Annotated in this window: 14 protein-coding genes; 6 read left to right on the top strand and 8 right to left on the bottom strand. The window is 31.1% G+C overall.

From position 1 onward, the window contains the following. Positions 1 to 21 precede the first annotated feature (21 nt). The 7 genes from BTO06_RS01740 to BTO06_RS01770 all read right to left on the bottom strand — a co-directional run bounded on the left by BTO06_RS01740 (position 22) and on the right by BTO06_RS01770 (position 6272). Positions 22 to 2355 (bottom strand): TonB-dependent receptor, encoded by a 2334-nt coding sequence (locus tag BTO06_RS01740; protein ID WP_100923672.1) that lies wholly within the window; start codon positions 2353 to 2355, stop codon positions 22 to 24. Positions 2356 to 2654: 299 nt separating this feature from the next. After that, positions 2655 to 3062: an alternative ribosome rescue aminoacyl-tRNA hydrolase ArfB gene (gene arfB, locus BTO06_RS01745; RefSeq protein WP_100923673.1), complete on the bottom strand. Its 408-nt coding sequence runs from the start codon at positions 3060 to 3062 to the stop codon at positions 2655 to 2657. Beyond that, positions 3063 to 3716: an AAA family ATPase gene (locus BTO06_RS01750; protein WP_100923674.1), complete on the bottom strand. Its 654-nt coding sequence runs from the start codon at positions 3714 to 3716 to the stop codon at positions 3063 to 3065. Further along, entirely contained in the window at positions 3680 to 4309 is a 630-nt protein-coding gene (gene pnuC, locus BTO06_RS01755) for a nicotinamide riboside transporter PnuC (protein ID WP_100923675.1), read from the bottom strand. The genes BTO06_RS01750 and pnuC overlap by 37 nt, the downstream gene beginning before the upstream one ends. Then, positions 4293 to 4553, bottom strand: a complete 261-nt coding sequence (locus tag BTO06_RS01760) for a hypothetical protein (RefSeq protein WP_100923676.1) — start codon at positions 4551 to 4553, stop codon at positions 4293 to 4295. Before BTO06_RS01760 ends, pnuC begins: the two co-directional genes overlap by 17 nt. A 31-nt stretch (positions 4554 to 4584) precedes the next feature. Further along, positions 4585 to 5574 (bottom strand): hypothetical protein, encoded by a 990-nt coding sequence (locus BTO06_RS01765; RefSeq protein ID WP_100923677.1) that lies wholly within the window; start codon positions 5572 to 5574, stop codon positions 4585 to 4587. Between the two features lie 71 nt (positions 5575 to 5645). Next, on the bottom strand, positions 5646 to 6272 hold the full coding sequence (locus BTO06_RS01770; RefSeq protein ID WP_100923678.1) for a 4'-phosphopantetheinyl transferase family protein: 627 nt from the start codon (positions 6270 to 6272) through the stop codon (positions 5646 to 5648). Between the two features lie 62 nt (positions 6273 to 6334). On the opposite strand from BTO06_RS01770, the gene ahcY reads away from it, so the two are divergent. Beyond that, complete coding sequence (gene ahcY, locus BTO06_RS01775) at positions 6335 to 7651, top strand: adenosylhomocysteinase (protein WP_100923679.1); 1317 nt, start codon at positions 6335 to 6337, stop codon at positions 7649 to 7651. Positions 7652 to 7759: 108 nt separating this feature from the next. Here the strand turns inward: ahcY and BTO06_RS01780 are convergent, their stop codons facing one another. After that, positions 7760 to 10552, bottom strand: coding sequence for a T9SS type B sorting domain-containing protein (locus BTO06_RS01780; RefSeq protein ID WP_100923680.1), 2793 nt, complete (start codon positions 10550 to 10552; stop codon positions 7760 to 7762). Between the two features lie 111 nt (positions 10553 to 10663). Between BTO06_RS01780 and BTO06_RS01785 the strand changes: the two genes are divergently transcribed. Genes BTO06_RS01785 through BTO06_RS01805 form a run of 5 tightly spaced genes read left to right on the top strand, consistent with a single transcriptional unit; the run spans position 10664 to position 15296 of the window. Next, complete coding sequence (locus tag BTO06_RS01785; protein WP_100923681.1) at positions 10664 to 11803, top strand: DUF2891 domain-containing protein; 1140 nt, start codon at positions 10664 to 10666, stop codon at positions 11801 to 11803. Further along, entirely contained in the window at positions 11796 to 13022 is a 1227-nt protein-coding gene (locus tag BTO06_RS01790; protein WP_100923682.1) for an Nramp family divalent metal transporter, read from the top strand. Before BTO06_RS01785 ends, BTO06_RS01790 begins: the two co-directional genes overlap by 8 nt. Further along, positions 13012 to 13740, top strand: coding sequence for a 5-oxoprolinase subunit PxpA (gene pxpA, locus BTO06_RS01795; RefSeq protein WP_100923683.1), 729 nt, complete (start codon positions 13012 to 13014; stop codon positions 13738 to 13740). The genes BTO06_RS01790 and pxpA overlap by 11 nt, the downstream gene beginning before the upstream one ends. Continuing rightward, positions 13733 to 14461 carry a 5-oxoprolinase subunit PxpB gene (gene pxpB, locus BTO06_RS01800; protein WP_100923684.1) on the top strand — a complete coding sequence of 243 codons (729 nt, stop codon included), beginning with the start codon at positions 13733 to 13735 and terminating at the stop codon, positions 14459 to 14461. Before pxpA ends, pxpB begins: the two co-directional genes overlap by 8 nt. Next, a complete protein-coding gene (locus tag BTO06_RS01805; RefSeq protein WP_100923685.1) occupies positions 14454 to 15296 on the top strand; it encodes a biotin-dependent carboxyltransferase family protein in 843 nt (280 codons plus the stop codon). Before pxpB ends, BTO06_RS01805 begins: the two co-directional genes overlap by 8 nt. Position 15297 lies beyond the last annotated feature (1 nt).

The raw sequence follows: 15297 nt of genomic DNA on the forward strand, positions 1-15297 counted from the left end.
TTGGTTAATGCTAGTATATAATTAGAGCTTAAATGTAACTCCCGCTAAGAAGTTAATAGTAGCTTGTGGGTAATATCCCGCTCCATCAACCGTAGTTGTTACACCAGGATTAGACCACGTATCGTCATAGAAGAAATAATATCCTCTATCTACGTATTCTCTATTAAAAATGTTATTTACTAAACCAGTAAATACTATTGAATCAAATATTTTATTCGTTTCAAGTTCATAAACAATGTTTAAGTCACTTGTAAAATAGCGTTCTAATTTCTCATTATTAGAAATTCTACCACCTAAATTTCCCATAAACTGTTCTCCTACAAATTTCGATAAGAAAGCAATTTGTAAATTGTTTGTTGGAGTAATCACCAATGAGTTTCCAACAATTACATTAGGAGAAAAAGAGATATTTGTATTTCCTAAGTTTTCGACTATTCCATCAATCGGAGCATTAAAATTTCTGTTTTTATTGGTACTCAATCCTAAATTAGGTTTTATCGATACATGTTCAGTTAAAGTAATATCAGCATCAATTTCTAAACCGAGGCGGAAACTACTTCCACTGGTTTCTCTTAATGGTTCACCAACATTATTAATCGCTCCTGATAAAACTAATTGATTCGTATAATCCATATAGAATAAATTAGTGTTTACCTTAATTTTATCAGTAGCCAAACGCCATCCTAATTCAAAATCATCCAATGTTTCGTGTTGCGTATTTCCTCCTTCAAAATCATTTCTATTTGGTTCTCTATTCGCTCTAGCATACGATAAATAGAAACTATTAGCATCATTTAATTGGTATGTCAACCCTGCTTTTGGGTTAAAGAAATTGAAATCTTTGTCGATATCTAAAGGAACTCGATCAGAGTTTAATCCACCAGTTCTGTAGCTTACAAATCTTCCCTGTAAATCAATATAAGCATTTAATTTGTCATTAAGTCTAATATTAGTTTTAACAAAAGAACTTAAATCTTGTTTTTTCGCATCACTAAAATAATAACGATCTCTAATATTAACATTCGGAGCTAAATCACTTCCCCAAATCACTTCTCCGTAATGATCATTTGTATAATTACTATAAGAACCGCCAGCAATTATTTCTAAACCATCAACAGTATATGTTGCTGCAGCATTAAAAACATAGAAATGATTATCTAACCAACGACGAACAACAATATCACTACCATCAATAATTAAATTATTAAAGTCAGGAGCAGATTCACCAGGCTTATACTGCTCAAAATATCCTTTTCCACGTGTGTAGTTTAAACCAATATTTGTAGATAATTTATCACTGAACTTTTCATTCCAGTGTAATTGATAATGATCTTGCCAATAATTATCAGTTTCATTATCATAAGTATAAGGATTTTGACGACGATTTTCTGCTAATTCTTCTGCAGTTAAGCCAAACCAAGCTTGGTAAGTTTGTTCTGATCCTCCAAAAACAATTGCTTTAATTAGGGTATTGTCATCAGAATAACTTCCTTGTAAAAAGTATGATTTTAAATCGGTAAAAGCACGATCTACATATCCATCAGAGTAAATATTAGATAAACGACCAGAGAATTCAAAATGATCATTTACTCTTCCAGTGGTAAATTTAACTGTGTGTTTGCGAGTTCCGAAAGATCCAAAAGCGTTTGAAATTTCTCCACCAGCTTCTTCAGAAATAGCATCAGTTAAAATATTTAAACTAGCACCAAAAGCTCCAGATCCGTTAGTCGAAGTTCCAACTCCACGTTGTAATTGCAAACTTTGAGTTGAAGAAGCAAAATCTCCTAAATTTACCCAAAATGTTCCTTGACTTTCTGGATCATTATATGGAATTCCGTTAATAGTAACATTGATTCTTGTTGCATCTGAACCACGAACTCTCATATACGTATAACCAATACCAGCTCCTGCATCAGAAGAAGATATCACAGATGGTAAATAATTTAATAATACAGGAATATCTTGTCCTAAATTACGTTTGGCAATTTCTTTTTTAGACAAGTTCGAGTGTGTTACAGGAGCATCTGCTTTCACACGAATAGAAGAAACTAGAACTTCGTCTAAAACTTCATCTTCGGAAGTTAATTTGATTACAATATCTTTCGTTCCTGAAGCAATTTCCTTCTTAATTGTTCTAAATCCAACAAAAGATATTTCTAATAAATAATTTCCTTCTGGAATTCTTAAAGTAAAATTTCCATCAGCATCTGTGATAGATCCTTTTTTGATATCACGAATAATTACGCTTGCACCATTTAGTGGATTAGAATTACTGTCAACTACCTTACCAGAAATTGAACCTGATTGAGCTTGGACAGCTAATGAGATAGTAAAAAGTAAAAGAGATACTAACATCTTCACTCTTTTACAAATGTTTAAAAACGTCATTTTAAAATAAGTGAATAAAAAGAGGCAATTATTCGTTGTTTTTGTTTGAAAAAATATGGGTGAACTTAGTAGGAGTTAAAAGGATACAACCCTTTCTACTCATTAAAAACATTTAAAAAAATGCTACTACAAAAGTTCACAATCCCTAAACAGCATTACCTGTTCTAGGTTCAATGGGTATGATCTCAGCCGTATTAGTGGCACCCCTTTTTTGAGAACATTGCAAAGGTAAGGTGGAATTTTAATATAACGTGTAAGAAATTAAGTTAATCGACGTTTGGTTTTCGTCTTAATTGTTTTTTGAGTGAGTGGTTTTGTTTATATTCTGCTTTTTTGACCAAAGAACTTCTAGTTGGCTTTGTAGCTCTTCTTTTTTTGGGTTTTATTAAACTGGCAGTTAATAGTTTAAAAAATAATTTAATTACAGTTTCTTTGTTTTTATGTTGAGAACGGGTTTCTTGTGAATATAAAATTAGAAATCCTGTTTTTGAAATTTTATTCCTCAATTTAGCTCGAATCAAGTTTTTTTCTTCATCTGATAAACCTTTTGAATTATCGAGATTGAAATGTAATTCAATTTTAGAAGCAACTTTATTTACATGTTGCCCACCTGGCCCAGAACTTTTAGTTGCTTTGAATTGTAATTCAGATAAAAGAATTTCTTTATTCGCCAATTAATGCATTAAGGTATTTGGATCAATATTTTGATGTAAGCAATGTAAATCTAAATCGATTAATGTATCTGAATAAGAATATAAATTATCTTTTTTAGCAATCAAATCCTCAATAATTTGAGTAGCTTTTTTTAATCTGGTTTCTTTATCTCCTTTTAAAAGAACATAAGGACGATTGTATTTTTCAAGAGCATTTTTAAACGCGTTAAACATTTTTTCACGTTGTTCAGGTCTATCTCTTAAATCGTCTTCTTCCCAAGGTGTGTCTATATAGGTTAGGAAGTAAATGTCATAGGTGTTTTTGATAGCAAATTCATCCAATAGCGGATTAACAAATCCACCGTAATATTCTTCTGAATACACTTTGGTTTCTAGTAAATCAGTATCACAAATTAATAATTTGTTCGCCTTTTTTGCTAAAGAGTTTTCTAAGTCCATTTGACCAATAGCAATTGGAATTAGATCACTTTTTTCACAAGTTTTACGTTCATTATTCCATTTGTATTGTAAATATTCTCTTGCATATTCTGGTGCCCAAACTGTATTATAATGTCGAGCAAGCTGACGAGAAAGTGTTGTTTTACCTGTACTTTCTGGACCAAATAAAACTACTTTAACTAAATTAATTTCGGATTGTCTAAGCTTTTCTTCCATGTAATATATCCTTGAACGGCTAGAATTGTAAAGATAAGATATTGTAGGGATAACATTCCTAAACCTCGATAAGTGTATAAAGGAACTGTGATTAAATCAGCGAAAATCCATAAAGTCCAGTTTTCTAACTTTTTATTTGCCATGAACCACATTGCTGTGAAAAATACACCTGAAGTAAAAATATCTATATAATTTTCAGTTTTAATTTCATAACCGTAATACTGGTATACTAGATATGTTATTGCTACCGTTGCTACAAATAAAACAAAGCCAATAACTTTTTCTCTCTTATTTGTCCTAGAAATTGGAACTACAATTTTTTCATCTTTTTTTCTACTCCAGTTCCACCAACCATAAATACTCATTACCGAGTAATAGAAATTCATCATCATATCACCAAAATATTCGGCTTTATACAATAAATAAACTGTAATAACAGTAGCTACTAATCCAGTTGGATATACAAGAATATTTTCTTTTTTAGCATACCAAACACTTACAATTCCAAATACAAAAGCAATAGCTTCTAAAATAATAAAACTAGTAGGGGTATTATGATACGCATTCAAGAAGAAATCAAAAATTTGGTTCATAATCGCTTCTATCGGTTTTTACAATTTTCATTTGAAGTAATCCATTGTCTATTGCACCAAAAGCTTCTTTAATTTCAGAAGTTAATAATTGCATTACTGTATCATAATCTCCATAAACTTGAGTACTCAAAGGATTTTCAAGAATAGTTAAACCAGAAGCTCTAAGTTTCTTGATGAAATGAATAATAGGTTCTTCAAAATTATCTTGAAGCGGAGTAAGTGTTAACTCTACTGATATTTTCATTGAATAGTATTTCCTGCAAAAATAAAGACTATTATTCAAATAGTTTTTTCAGATCGTGTTTTGAAGTTTTTTTCATATCTAATTTAATCTCAGAATTATCAGAAATAGTATTTAGATTTATTTTATCAAAGAATATTCCCTCTAAATTTCTACCTACAACAATCAAGTTAACTCGTCCTTTTATTGGAATGTTTTTAAGAGTTAACATGTCTTCGGTCACCGTGTAAGACAAAAAAGAGTTGAGGTCTTCATACTGTACATACGTATTATAACCTGAGAAGTCAATGTTTTCTTCAATATTAAAAGAAATTTTCTTCTCTGGTTGAATGAATTTATCAATATTAATCCATTTTTCTTTTATACTTTCTAAAATAAAGGAGTTAATTTCGTTTTTCAACTCTAGGTGAATTAATTCATCTGCATTAATTATTTGTTTACTTTTAATTCTGCTTTTTTCATTTTCGGACAATGCATCAAAAGGAATATATATTCTTTTCGAAATACCACCTCCTAGTAATATAGAAATATAAACATAATTTTGATCAGTAAGATTCCATTTTATATTTGTTATAGAATCTTTTTCTGACAAGAAAATATTATTGTTTTTAAGTTTATTTCCAGGAGGATAAACTATTAACTTTTCACCTTCACGAATTTCTAGTTCTTTTCCATTAGAAGTGAACTTGATTTTTAAGACTCCCGATGTTTCTAATAATTCATCTTTTGTTGTTATGGTTGGTATATTTCGATAAAGAATTTCTTTAAAGTCATATAGTTCAGTTAATTCTAATTGAATAGGATCCTTATAAATAGTATCAAAGAGTTCTCGGTAATACATAATTTTTGTACCATGTTTCCCTATAATTGTTTTATACTCTAAAGTATCTAAATCAAAAAACTGTGGCTTTTCAGTTTGAAAACTTGCTAAGTGATTTTCAGGAATAAATTGTTCTAATTTATCTGTTTTGCAGTTAAATAGAGTGGTAACCAAACCAATAAGTAGTAAGTATTTTAATTTCATAGTAATTTAGTTTTTAAGTGATGAGCAGGATAAAATCAAAACTCATACCAGAACTATCATACTAAAAAAAATTAAAGAGCATATACACATGTGAAATCCTCTATTTCCTCAAAATGAATATCATATTCAGAAGTAACACCTTCATATAATATTTTTCCCGTAGTAGAACTGGTGTCAAAAGAGAAATCTTCAATATACATGTGATTTAAGAAAAGTAACTTTTTCTTTCCGTAAATTTTATACAAACTTTCTTTTGCTCCCCAAACAATAGTTAATTTACTAACTAAAGCATCATGATTGGCAATGGATTTGTACTCTTCAATTGGAGTAAACTTATGTGCAATTTTTACAATTTTATCACGCCTTTTTTCGATATCAATTCCCACTTTGTTTTCCTTAGAAATAATTAAAGCAGAAAATATAAATGAATGGGTAATAGAAATATGAGTCCCGTCTTTTAAATATGGTTTTCCATATTCATCATAAAACAAATCATTATCCGAATACCCCACTTCTCTTAACAAATGACGAACACTTAAAAAGCCTTTTTGATGTATTTCTGATTTCATTTGAGACACGCGATCAGCACTTTGTGAAGTCAACTGAATTCCTTCAGAAAGTGTGTCGAAAGACTCTTCAATCTTCCAAATCAAAACTTTAGAATGTTTGTTAATATTGATTGTTTTATATAGAGGCATGATTTAGAAAGTTATTTTGTAATTTTGCGACTCAAAACAGAATATAATAAATATACAAAAATATGAGCACAAAAACCGCTGCGTATGTTCCTTACAAAGTTAAAGATATTTCTTTAGCAGATTGGGGAAGAAAAGAAATTGAATTGGCAGAAGCTGAAATGCCAGGTTTAATGAGTTTACGTGAAGAGTATAAAGATGAGCAACCTTTAAAAGGTGCTAGAATTGCAGGATGTTTACACATGACCATTCAAACTGCGGTTTTAATCGAAACTTTACAAGCTTTAGGTGCAGAAGTTACTTGGAGTTCTTGTAATATTTTCTCTACTCAAGATCAAGCTGCTGCTGCTATTGCTGCTGCTGGTACTCCAGTATATGCTTGGAAAGGAATGAACGAAGAAGAATTTGACTGGTGTATTGAGCAAACGTTATTCTTTGGAGAAGATAGGAAGCCATTAAACATGATTTTAGATGATGGTGGTGATTTAACAAACATGGTATTAGATAAATATCCTGAGTTAGCTGAAGGAATCAATGGATTATCTGAAGAAACTACAACAGGAGTTCACCGTTTATACGAAAGAGTAAAGAATGGTACATTACCAATGCCAGCAATCAACGTAAATGATTCTGTAACTAAGTCTAAGTTCGATAACAAATATGGATGTAAAGAATCTGCAGTTGATGCAATTCGTCGTGCTACTGATGTTATGTTAGCAGGAAAAAGAGTTGTTGTTTGTGGATATGGAGATGTTGGAAAAGGAACAGCTGCTTCTTTCCGTGGAGCTGGATCTATCGTAACGGTAACAGAAATTGATCCAATTTGTGCTTTACAAGCTGCAATGGACGGATTTGAAGTGAAGAAATTAGAAACTGTTGTTGGAAATGCGGATATCGTTATTACAACTACAGGGAACAAAGATATCGTTCGTGGTGAGCATTTCGAAGCTTTAAAAGATAAAGCGATTGTTTGTAACATCGGACACTTCGATAATGAAATCGACATGGCTTGGTTAAATGAAAAGTATGGAGATTCTAAAGTTGAAATTAAGCCCCAAGTTGATAAGTATAACGTAAACGGAAACGACGTTATCATTTTAGCTGAAGGACGTTTAGTAAACTTAGGATGTGCTACTGGTCACCCAAGTTTTGTAATGTCTAATTCATTTACAAACCAAACATTAGCACAAATCGAATTATGGAATAATGCTGATGCGTACAAGAATGATGTGTATATGTTACCAAAACACTTAGATGAGAAAGTAGCGAAATTACACTTAGCTAAAATTGGAGTCGAGTTAACTGAGTTACGTACAGATCAAGCTGAGTATATTGGTGTAACTGTTGAAGGTCCATATAAACCAGAACACTACAGATACTAATAATAAAACGTCATTACGAAGAAGAGAAACGACTGAAGTAATCTCTTTATTCGTAATATGTATTGAATAATAAAACAATTATAAAGACTCGCTTTTAGCGAGTCTTTTTTATTTTCTTAATAGACTAAAACTTCCTTTTTTTATAATTCTATTACCAGCAGGAGTGGTAAGGTTTGCTTCAAACCAATAATCATTAGATGGTAGAGGATTTCCTTGATAATTACCATCCCACCCAGAATCATTCATAGTTAACGTTTGAAGTAGTTTACCAAATCGATTATAGATGTTAACTATTCCATTAGTATAAAAGCTTTCACCCAATCCTTTAATATGCCAAACTTCGTTTACTCCGTCTCCATTTGGAGTAAAAAATTTAGGGTAAGTTATAATTGAAATTTCAAAAGACTGAATACCGCATCCATTTTTATCTTTGATAAGAATTGTATAGAATCCTCCATCTAACTCTTCAAAAAAAGGATCGTCTTGATAATCATAAATCGTATTATTATTGTTATCAAGTAAACTAAATTCATAATTGCCAATTCCAATATTACCAGTGTTAATGGTAATACTATTATTATCAGAATCGTCTACAATTTCAAGATTTTCTTTTACTAAAGATGAAATACTTGATTCTTGAATAGTAATGAATTTAATATCTGATTGACAACTCTTATCTGAGAAAGCTTTAACAGAGTATATTCCTCCTTTATCCACTGTCATACTTTCCGAACTACTAATAATTTCGTTGAGTTCGTTTCTCCATTCATATGTGTAATCTCCAGTAGGATTTTGAATATTAATTTTAATTGTCGGTCTTAAATTAGAGCATAGAATAGCTAAGTTTTCAACTTCAAAATTAGGTTTTTGGTTTACGATAAAATCAACGGTTGTTTCTTGAAAACAAGTGGTATAAATTGGATTTTCAACTCTAATTCTTATTGTTTGTGAGTGAGTTGAGAAAGGATTGGGTAGAGGACTTGAAAGCTCTGTGTTATTTTCATCAAAATATTTAATAATTAATCCTGATTGACTTCCTATTATTTTTGATTCAATTTGTGATGTATCAAATAAAGCTATTCCATCAAAATCTATGTCACAAGTTTCTTGTGTTTCTATTTTTGTAACAGTAGGTACAGTGTTAACAATAAAGTCGATGGTCGTAACAGAACTACATCTACCATTAGGATCTTGTGAACTGCTATTTTCTACGACTACTTTTATGGTTTGACTATGAGTGCTAAATGGATTCGGCAAAGGACTAGGTAAACTATCACCATTTTCATCAAAGTAGTTCACTGTAACATTAGTTTGAGAACCTATAATAGTATTTTCTATGTTGGAAGTGTCAAAAGAAAATAGCCCGTCACCATCATTATCACATTCAGGAGTAATTGTTACTGGATTTATAATTGGTACTTTTTCAGTAATTAAATTGATATAGTTACCAAAACCTATACACTCATTGTTTAATGAACTCTCTACTCTAACATAAATATCTTGTTGATATGGACTATTTGTATTTTGAAAATTGGTTAGAGTAGTTTCAGTAATGGGGTTAGTTTCAAATAAGGCGTCTGTTTCACTTTCGAAATAACTAATTGAAATATTTTGATTAGAAGGAAATAGATTTTTTACTTCTTCAGACACACTACTAAAATCAAAAGTAGCAATGCCATCATTTATATTTAATCCATCATCACACTTATAAAAAGTTTTTTGGAAAGACGCTGGTATTTGTGTTGTAGAAACAGTCAATTGAATTTCACTTGTTGCGAAACAACCGTTTATATTTTCAACTCTTGCCCAAATATTATCTACACTTACATTTTGATTTTGATAGGTATTAATGTTTTGAATTGGGTTATTATCGTTTTCAGCATCTGTTAAACTCTCAAAATAAGAGATAGTATAGTTATCAGAGTTATTGATTAATTGCTCATTTAGTTCATTAAGGTTAAAGAAAGAAAAGCCATCAGTATCATTATCACATTGATTTAAGGATAAATTTGTGTTTACGGTTGGAATGGAATGAATAGTAGTTTCTTTTTCAATTGTATAAACTGTTCCATCAGTATGGGTAACAATAGCTGTAACGTTATAAGTACCATTAGAAGTGTATGTGTGTGTGGCGTTTAAATTACTTGAGACATTATTAGTTCCAGAAGAAGGTTCGTCAAAATTCCAAATAACTGAACTAACTTCTGATTGATTTGTTAAACTAAAATTGCTTTGTTCTCCTTGACACACTGAATTTTCTGTAATTTCAAATGGTAGCACAATATGTTTTTCACCAGTAACAACTATATAAAAGCGTGCATCTGGTCTTTTAAGAGACCCAGGGAAATTATCTGTGGATTGATAGCCAGTTCCATTTCCAATTCCCAAACATCCTTTATACCAAGATTTGCCAGTATCATTATCTGTTCCTGCGATTGTAGCAAGTGGTATTGTAGGATTATTGGGGGTTACAGTTTTCTTGATTTCTACTAGAATTTTTTTTATATGAGAAGATACGACTATTGGAGTCTCAAAAGTTTTATCTACAATTTTTGATATACCATTGGCATAGGGAATAGTATAGATTTTACTACTACCAATGAGTAAATTACTATCAAAAGAACTAGGGAAATTATCATCAATTTCATAAATATTAAATTGATAAGACGCACCTCCATAAGAATAATTTACTGCAAATTTGCCGCTGTTAATAATAAATTCTTCATTTTCTCCGATTCCGAAATCACTTAATGTAAACTCTCTTGCCCAAAATTCTGGTTGATAACAAGAGAACATACCTTTAAACTTTACATCATTACCGATATTATTTGTTAATTCAACTTGAGATAACAGCGTATGGATTCCAAAGAAGATTAGCGTAAGGGATATTATTCTTTTCATAGGCGACAAAACTAAGAAATCATAATCAAAATATTATTAACTCCTTTAGGTAATTAGAAAACCAATTGTAATTTCATTTCACTACATTTATAACAACCAAATTATATGTAAATGAAATCTTTTTTTATATCCCTAGTTTCATTAGTTCTTGTTTCTTGTGGACAGGCTGAAAAATCTGAGTCAAAAAAAACAAAAGGAACAAAATCATCAGATTCTGATACTGTTGAGGTAATAGAAGTGGAGAGCTTGTCTTTAACTCTTGAACAAGCAAATAAGTTAGCAACTTTACCTATACATTGTATTAATGTTGAATATCCCAATAAGTTAAATCAAACTATAGGAAGTGGAGAAGATTTAAAATCTCCTAAAGAATTACATCCTGCTTTTTATGGTTGTTTTGATTGGCATTCTTCTGTGCATGGCCACTGGAGTTTAGTTGCACTGTTGAAACAATTCCCTAATATTGAGAATGCAGCAACAATTAAAGAGCAATTGCTTCAAAATATCTCGAAAGAAAACATAGAAAAAGAAGTAAAATACTTTTATGGAAAATATAATAAAAGCTATGAGCGTACCTATGGTTGGGCTTGGTTATTAAAATTAGCCGAAGAATTACATACTTGGGATGATGAAACTGCCAGAATCTTAGAAAAAAACTTACAACCTCTTACAGATTTGATAGTTGGAAAATACTTTGAGTTTTTACCAAAGCTAAAATATCCAATAAGAGTTGGAGAGCATACCAACACTGCATTTGGATTAACTTTTGCTTGGGACTACGCCAATACTGTTAGCAATACTGAATTGAAGTTGTTAATTGAAACTAGAGCAAAAGCATTTTATTTGAAAGATCAGAACTGCCCTTTATCTTGGGAACCAAGTGGGTTTGATTTTCTTTCACCATGCTTACAAGAAGCGGCAATCATGAAACGAGTTTTATCTAAAGAATTATTTGATGATTGGTTTGATAAATTTTTACCACAATTGAAAGATATAAATTTTCAATTTCCTGTGGGAGAAGTTTCGGATAGAACAGATGGAAAGCTGGTTCATTTAGATGGTGTGAATTTTTCTAGAGCTTGGGCGTTGAATAAAATCATAGAAGGCTCTCCAGAATTAAATCATTTAAAGAAAATGGCAAATCAACATATAGAATACTCATTACCAAATTTAGTGGGTGATAGTTATGAAGGAGGACATTGGCTTGGAAGCTTTGCTATTTATGCATTAAAATCTTCTAAGAATGATTAGAAAGTTATTCAAAAATATTGGTCCAGGAACCTTAGTTGCAGCAGCATTTATAGGTCCAGGAACAGTAACTGTTTGTACGATTGCAGGAGTTAATTTTGGATTTAATTTACTCTGGGCGATGCTCATTTCGATTTTAGCTACGATTTTTTTGCAAGAAATGGCCGCTCGTTTGGGAATTATTTCTCAAAAAGGATTGTCAGAAGTTATTAAAGAAGAGGTTAAAAGTCCGGTTTTAAAAAGTATTTTAATTGCGCTGATATTAGTCGCTATTGTTATTGGGAATTCTTTATATGAAGCGGGAAATATTAGTGGTGGAGTTTTAGGTCTAGAAACTGTTCTAGGAAGCCAAAACTATATGATGGGTCCATTTTATGTAAATGCATTGAGTATTTTAATAGGAATAATCGCATTCGCATTATTATATGTAGGTAACTATAAGTTTTTAGAAAGAGTTTTAGTGAGTTTGGTACTTATTATGAGTATATCTTTCTTAATCACAGCAATTATAACAAGACCCAATGTAATTGAAATTTTCAAAGGATTAGTTGTTCCTAAACTTCCGGAAAATGGTTTATTAACCGTAATCGCATTGATTGGTACAACTGTGGTTCCATACAATCTATTCTTACATGCTTCTCTTGTGAAAGAAAAGTGGAACAAACCTGGGGATATCATTAGCGTTAAAAAAGACACTATTGTTTCGATTGCATTAGGAGGATTGGTATCGATGGCTATTATCATTTCTGCAGCAAGTATAAACTCAGATACAATTGCAAATGTTTCAGATTTAGCACAAGGATTAGAACCATTATATGGAGCATTTGCAAAATACTTTTTGGCAATTGGATTGTTTGCAGCTGGTATTACTTCTGCAATAACAGCACCTTTAGCTGCGGCTTATGTTGCAAAAGGATGTTTAGGCTGGAAAGGAAATTTGAAATCTAAAAACTTTAGAGGAGTCTGGAGTTTTATTTTGCTTCTAGGTATTCTATTTTCATCATTAGGAGTAAAACCAATACAAATAATTAAAGTTGCTCAAGTAGCGAATGGCTTATTGTTACCATTAATAGCTGGAATTTTACTTTGGGTAATGAATAAAGAATCAGTCTTAGGGAAATTCAAGAATACCAAAACACAAAACTTTATTGGATTATGTTTACTAGTGTTCACTATTTTCTTAGGCTTAAAAAGTATTCTAAAAGTTTTAAATGTTTACTAAAAGTATAGATATTAATTGTGATGTAGCGGAAGGATTAGGTAATGAAAAGTATTTAATGCCTTACATCAATTCATGTAATATTGCTTGTACCGCACATGCAGGAAGTCCAGAGATAATTGATGAGGTGATTTTATTAGCGAAAGCATATAATGTCAAAATTGGAGCACATCCTTCATTTCCGGACATAGAAAATTTCGGGAGAAAAATTATGGATATTTCCTTTTCGGAACTTCAAGAAAGTATTCGAAATCAGATTCAATTGGTAAAAAGTAAAACGGAGGAACAGGGACAACGTTTGCATCATGTAAAACCGCATGGAGCTTTATATAATATAGCAGCAAAAGATACAGAGTACGCAAAAGTTATTATTGATGAGTTGATTCGTTTGGAATATCCAGTTTTTTTATACGCACCCTATAATTCTGTAATCTCAAACTTGGCTAAAGAGAATGGGATTCAAGTAATGTTTGAAGCTTTTGTAGACAGAAATTATAATAGTGATTTGTCTTTAGTGTCTCGAACACTCCCAAATGCAATTATTGCAGAAAATGAAACTGCTTGGGTTCAATTAAAATTAATGATTGAAAATGAAGAGTTAATTTCTATACAAGGAGAAAAAGTAAAGATAAAAGCAGATACATTTTGTATTCATGGCGATCATGAAAATGCTTTGGAGTTACTTCAGTTTATTCGAATGAAACTTTCACAAAATGATTAACGAAGTCAAATTTAATCGTTTTGGAGAGAAGGCAATTTTACTAACTTGGAAAAATGAAATATCTCCAAAGATTATTGAAGACATTAATAACTTCAAAAGTAGTATTCTAAAAAAAAGGAAAACTCAAATTGCTGATTTCATCATTGGCTATAATTCGTTGCTTATAAAATATAATGACGATTTTAACTTTTCTCAAGAAATAAAAGAATTAAAAGGTTTCTATGAAAAGAGAAATGTAACATCACAAAACATAAAATTCCGTTGGGAAATTCCAGTTTGTTATGATACTGATTTTGGTTTCGATATGGAGAATTTATCAGAGAAGTTCAACTTGTCTGTTGATGAGATTATTTGTAAACATTCCAGTGCAGATTATACAGTTTACTTTATCGGATTTTTACCAGGGTTTCTTTATTTGGGAGGTTTGAATACTTCTTTGGAAATCAATCGAAAGGCAACTCCACTTTTAAATGTTCCTAAAGGTTCTGTGGCAATAGGAGGTAAACAAACAGGAATTTATCCAAATGAAAGTGCCGGTGGTTGGCATATTATTGGAAGAACACCGATTGACTTTTTTAATAAAAATGAAGATATTCCTTGTTTTGTAAATTCTGGAGATCAGCTGCGTTTTAAACCTATTTCATTAGAAGAGTTTAAAAGAATAGAAGTTGAAATGGCTTTGAGTCAATATGAAATAACAAAAACCGTAATTCATGATTAAAGTTATTTCACCGGGTATTTTAACTACAATTCAAGATGAAGGTAGATCAGGGTTCGCTCATTATGGTGTTCCAACCTCCGGAGCAATGGATATAAGTTCATATCGACTAGCAAATGCTTTATTAAATAATGAACATAATTCTGCCGTACTTGAAATTACATATGGAAATGCAAAGTTTGAGTTTTCAGAAGATCATGAAATTTGTATCTCAGGAGCTAACTTCACCCCTCAAATCAACAATAAAGAAATCAGTTTAAACAAACGAATCTTTGTGTCGAAAGGAGATCAACTCACTTTTCGTAATAGAATCTACGGTCTTAGAATTTATTTGGCTGTTAAAGGAGGAATTCACTCTGAAGTAAAGTTGAAAAGTAGAAGTATGTATAATGGAATTACTGAAACATTTAAACTTAGTAAGGGCGATATAATTTCTACAGTAAATTTAAACCAAAAATTAGAAGATACATACACAAAGTTTAAAATTGACGAAGAACATTTCGCAAGTTCAATTATAAAATGTTTTGAAGGACCAGAATTTGATTTGTTATCAAGAGAACAGCAGGAGAAACTAAATAAAACAACATTTTCAATTTCTCCAAAAAATAGTAGGATGGGATATATGTTAACCGAAAAATTAGAAAATGACTTGCCTTCAATTTTGTCTTCGGGAGTTTTACCTGGAACAGTGCAATTAACTCCTTCCGGGGAATTGATAATTTTAATGAGAGACTGTCAAGTTACTGGAGGATATCCAAGAGTACTTCAATTAACGGAAGAAGCAATAAATAGATTGGCGCAAAAAACAACAAATGATCTTGTTAATTTTAGAATATAAA

This window comes from Tenacibaculum sp. SZ-18 (genome assembly GCF_002813915.1).
Lineage (GTDB): Bacteria > Bacteroidota > Bacteroidia > Flavobacteriales > Flavobacteriaceae > Polaribacter.

What these genes read in the sequence shown, in the direction of transcription:
- pxpA (WP_100923683.1), top strand. Translation starts at nt 13,012, where the DNA reads ATGTTTACTAAAAGTATAGATATTAATTGTGATGTAGCGGAAGGATTA.
- BTO06_RS01770 (WP_100923678.1), bottom strand. Translation starts at nt 6,272, where the DNA reads ATGCCTCTATATAAAACAATCAATATTAACAAACATTCTAAAGTTTTG.
- BTO06_RS01750 (WP_100923674.1), bottom strand. Translation starts at nt 3,716, where the DNA reads ATGGAAGAAAAGCTTAGACAATCCGAAATTAATTTAGTTAAAGTAGTT.
- BTO06_RS01765 (WP_100923677.1), bottom strand. Translation starts at nt 5,574, where the DNA reads ATGAAATTAAAATACTTACTACTTATTGGTTTGGTTACCACTCTATTT.
- BTO06_RS01740 (WP_100923672.1), bottom strand. Translation starts at nt 2,355, where the DNA reads ATGTTAGTATCTCTTTTACTTTTTACTATCTCATTAGCTGTCCAAGCT.
- pxpB (WP_100923684.1), top strand. Translation starts at nt 13,733, where the DNA reads ATGATTAACGAAGTCAAATTTAATCGTTTTGGAGAGAAGGCAATTTTA.
- BTO06_RS01785 (WP_100923681.1), top strand. Translation starts at nt 10,664, where the DNA reads ATGAAATCTTTTTTTATATCCCTAGTTTCATTAGTTCTTGTTTCTTGT.
- BTO06_RS01780 (WP_100923680.1), bottom strand. Translation starts at nt 10,552, where the DNA reads ATGAAAAGAATAATATCCCTTACGCTAATCTTCTTTGGAATCCATACG.
- BTO06_RS01790 (WP_100923682.1), top strand. Translation starts at nt 11,796, where the DNA reads ATGATTAGAAAGTTATTCAAAAATATTGGTCCAGGAACCTTAGTTGCA.
- BTO06_RS01760 (WP_100923676.1), bottom strand. Translation starts at nt 4,553, where the DNA reads ATGAAAATATCAGTAGAGTTAACACTTACTCCGCTTCAAGATAATTTT.
- ahcY (WP_100923679.1), top strand. Translation starts at nt 6,335, where the DNA reads ATGAGCACAAAAACCGCTGCGTATGTTCCTTACAAAGTTAAAGATATT.
- pnuC (WP_100923675.1), bottom strand. Translation starts at nt 4,309, where the DNA reads ATGAACCAAATTTTTGATTTCTTCTTGAATGCGTATCATAATACCCCT.
- BTO06_RS01805 (WP_100923685.1), top strand. Translation starts at nt 14,454, where the DNA reads ATGATTAAAGTTATTTCACCGGGTATTTTAACTACAATTCAAGATGAA.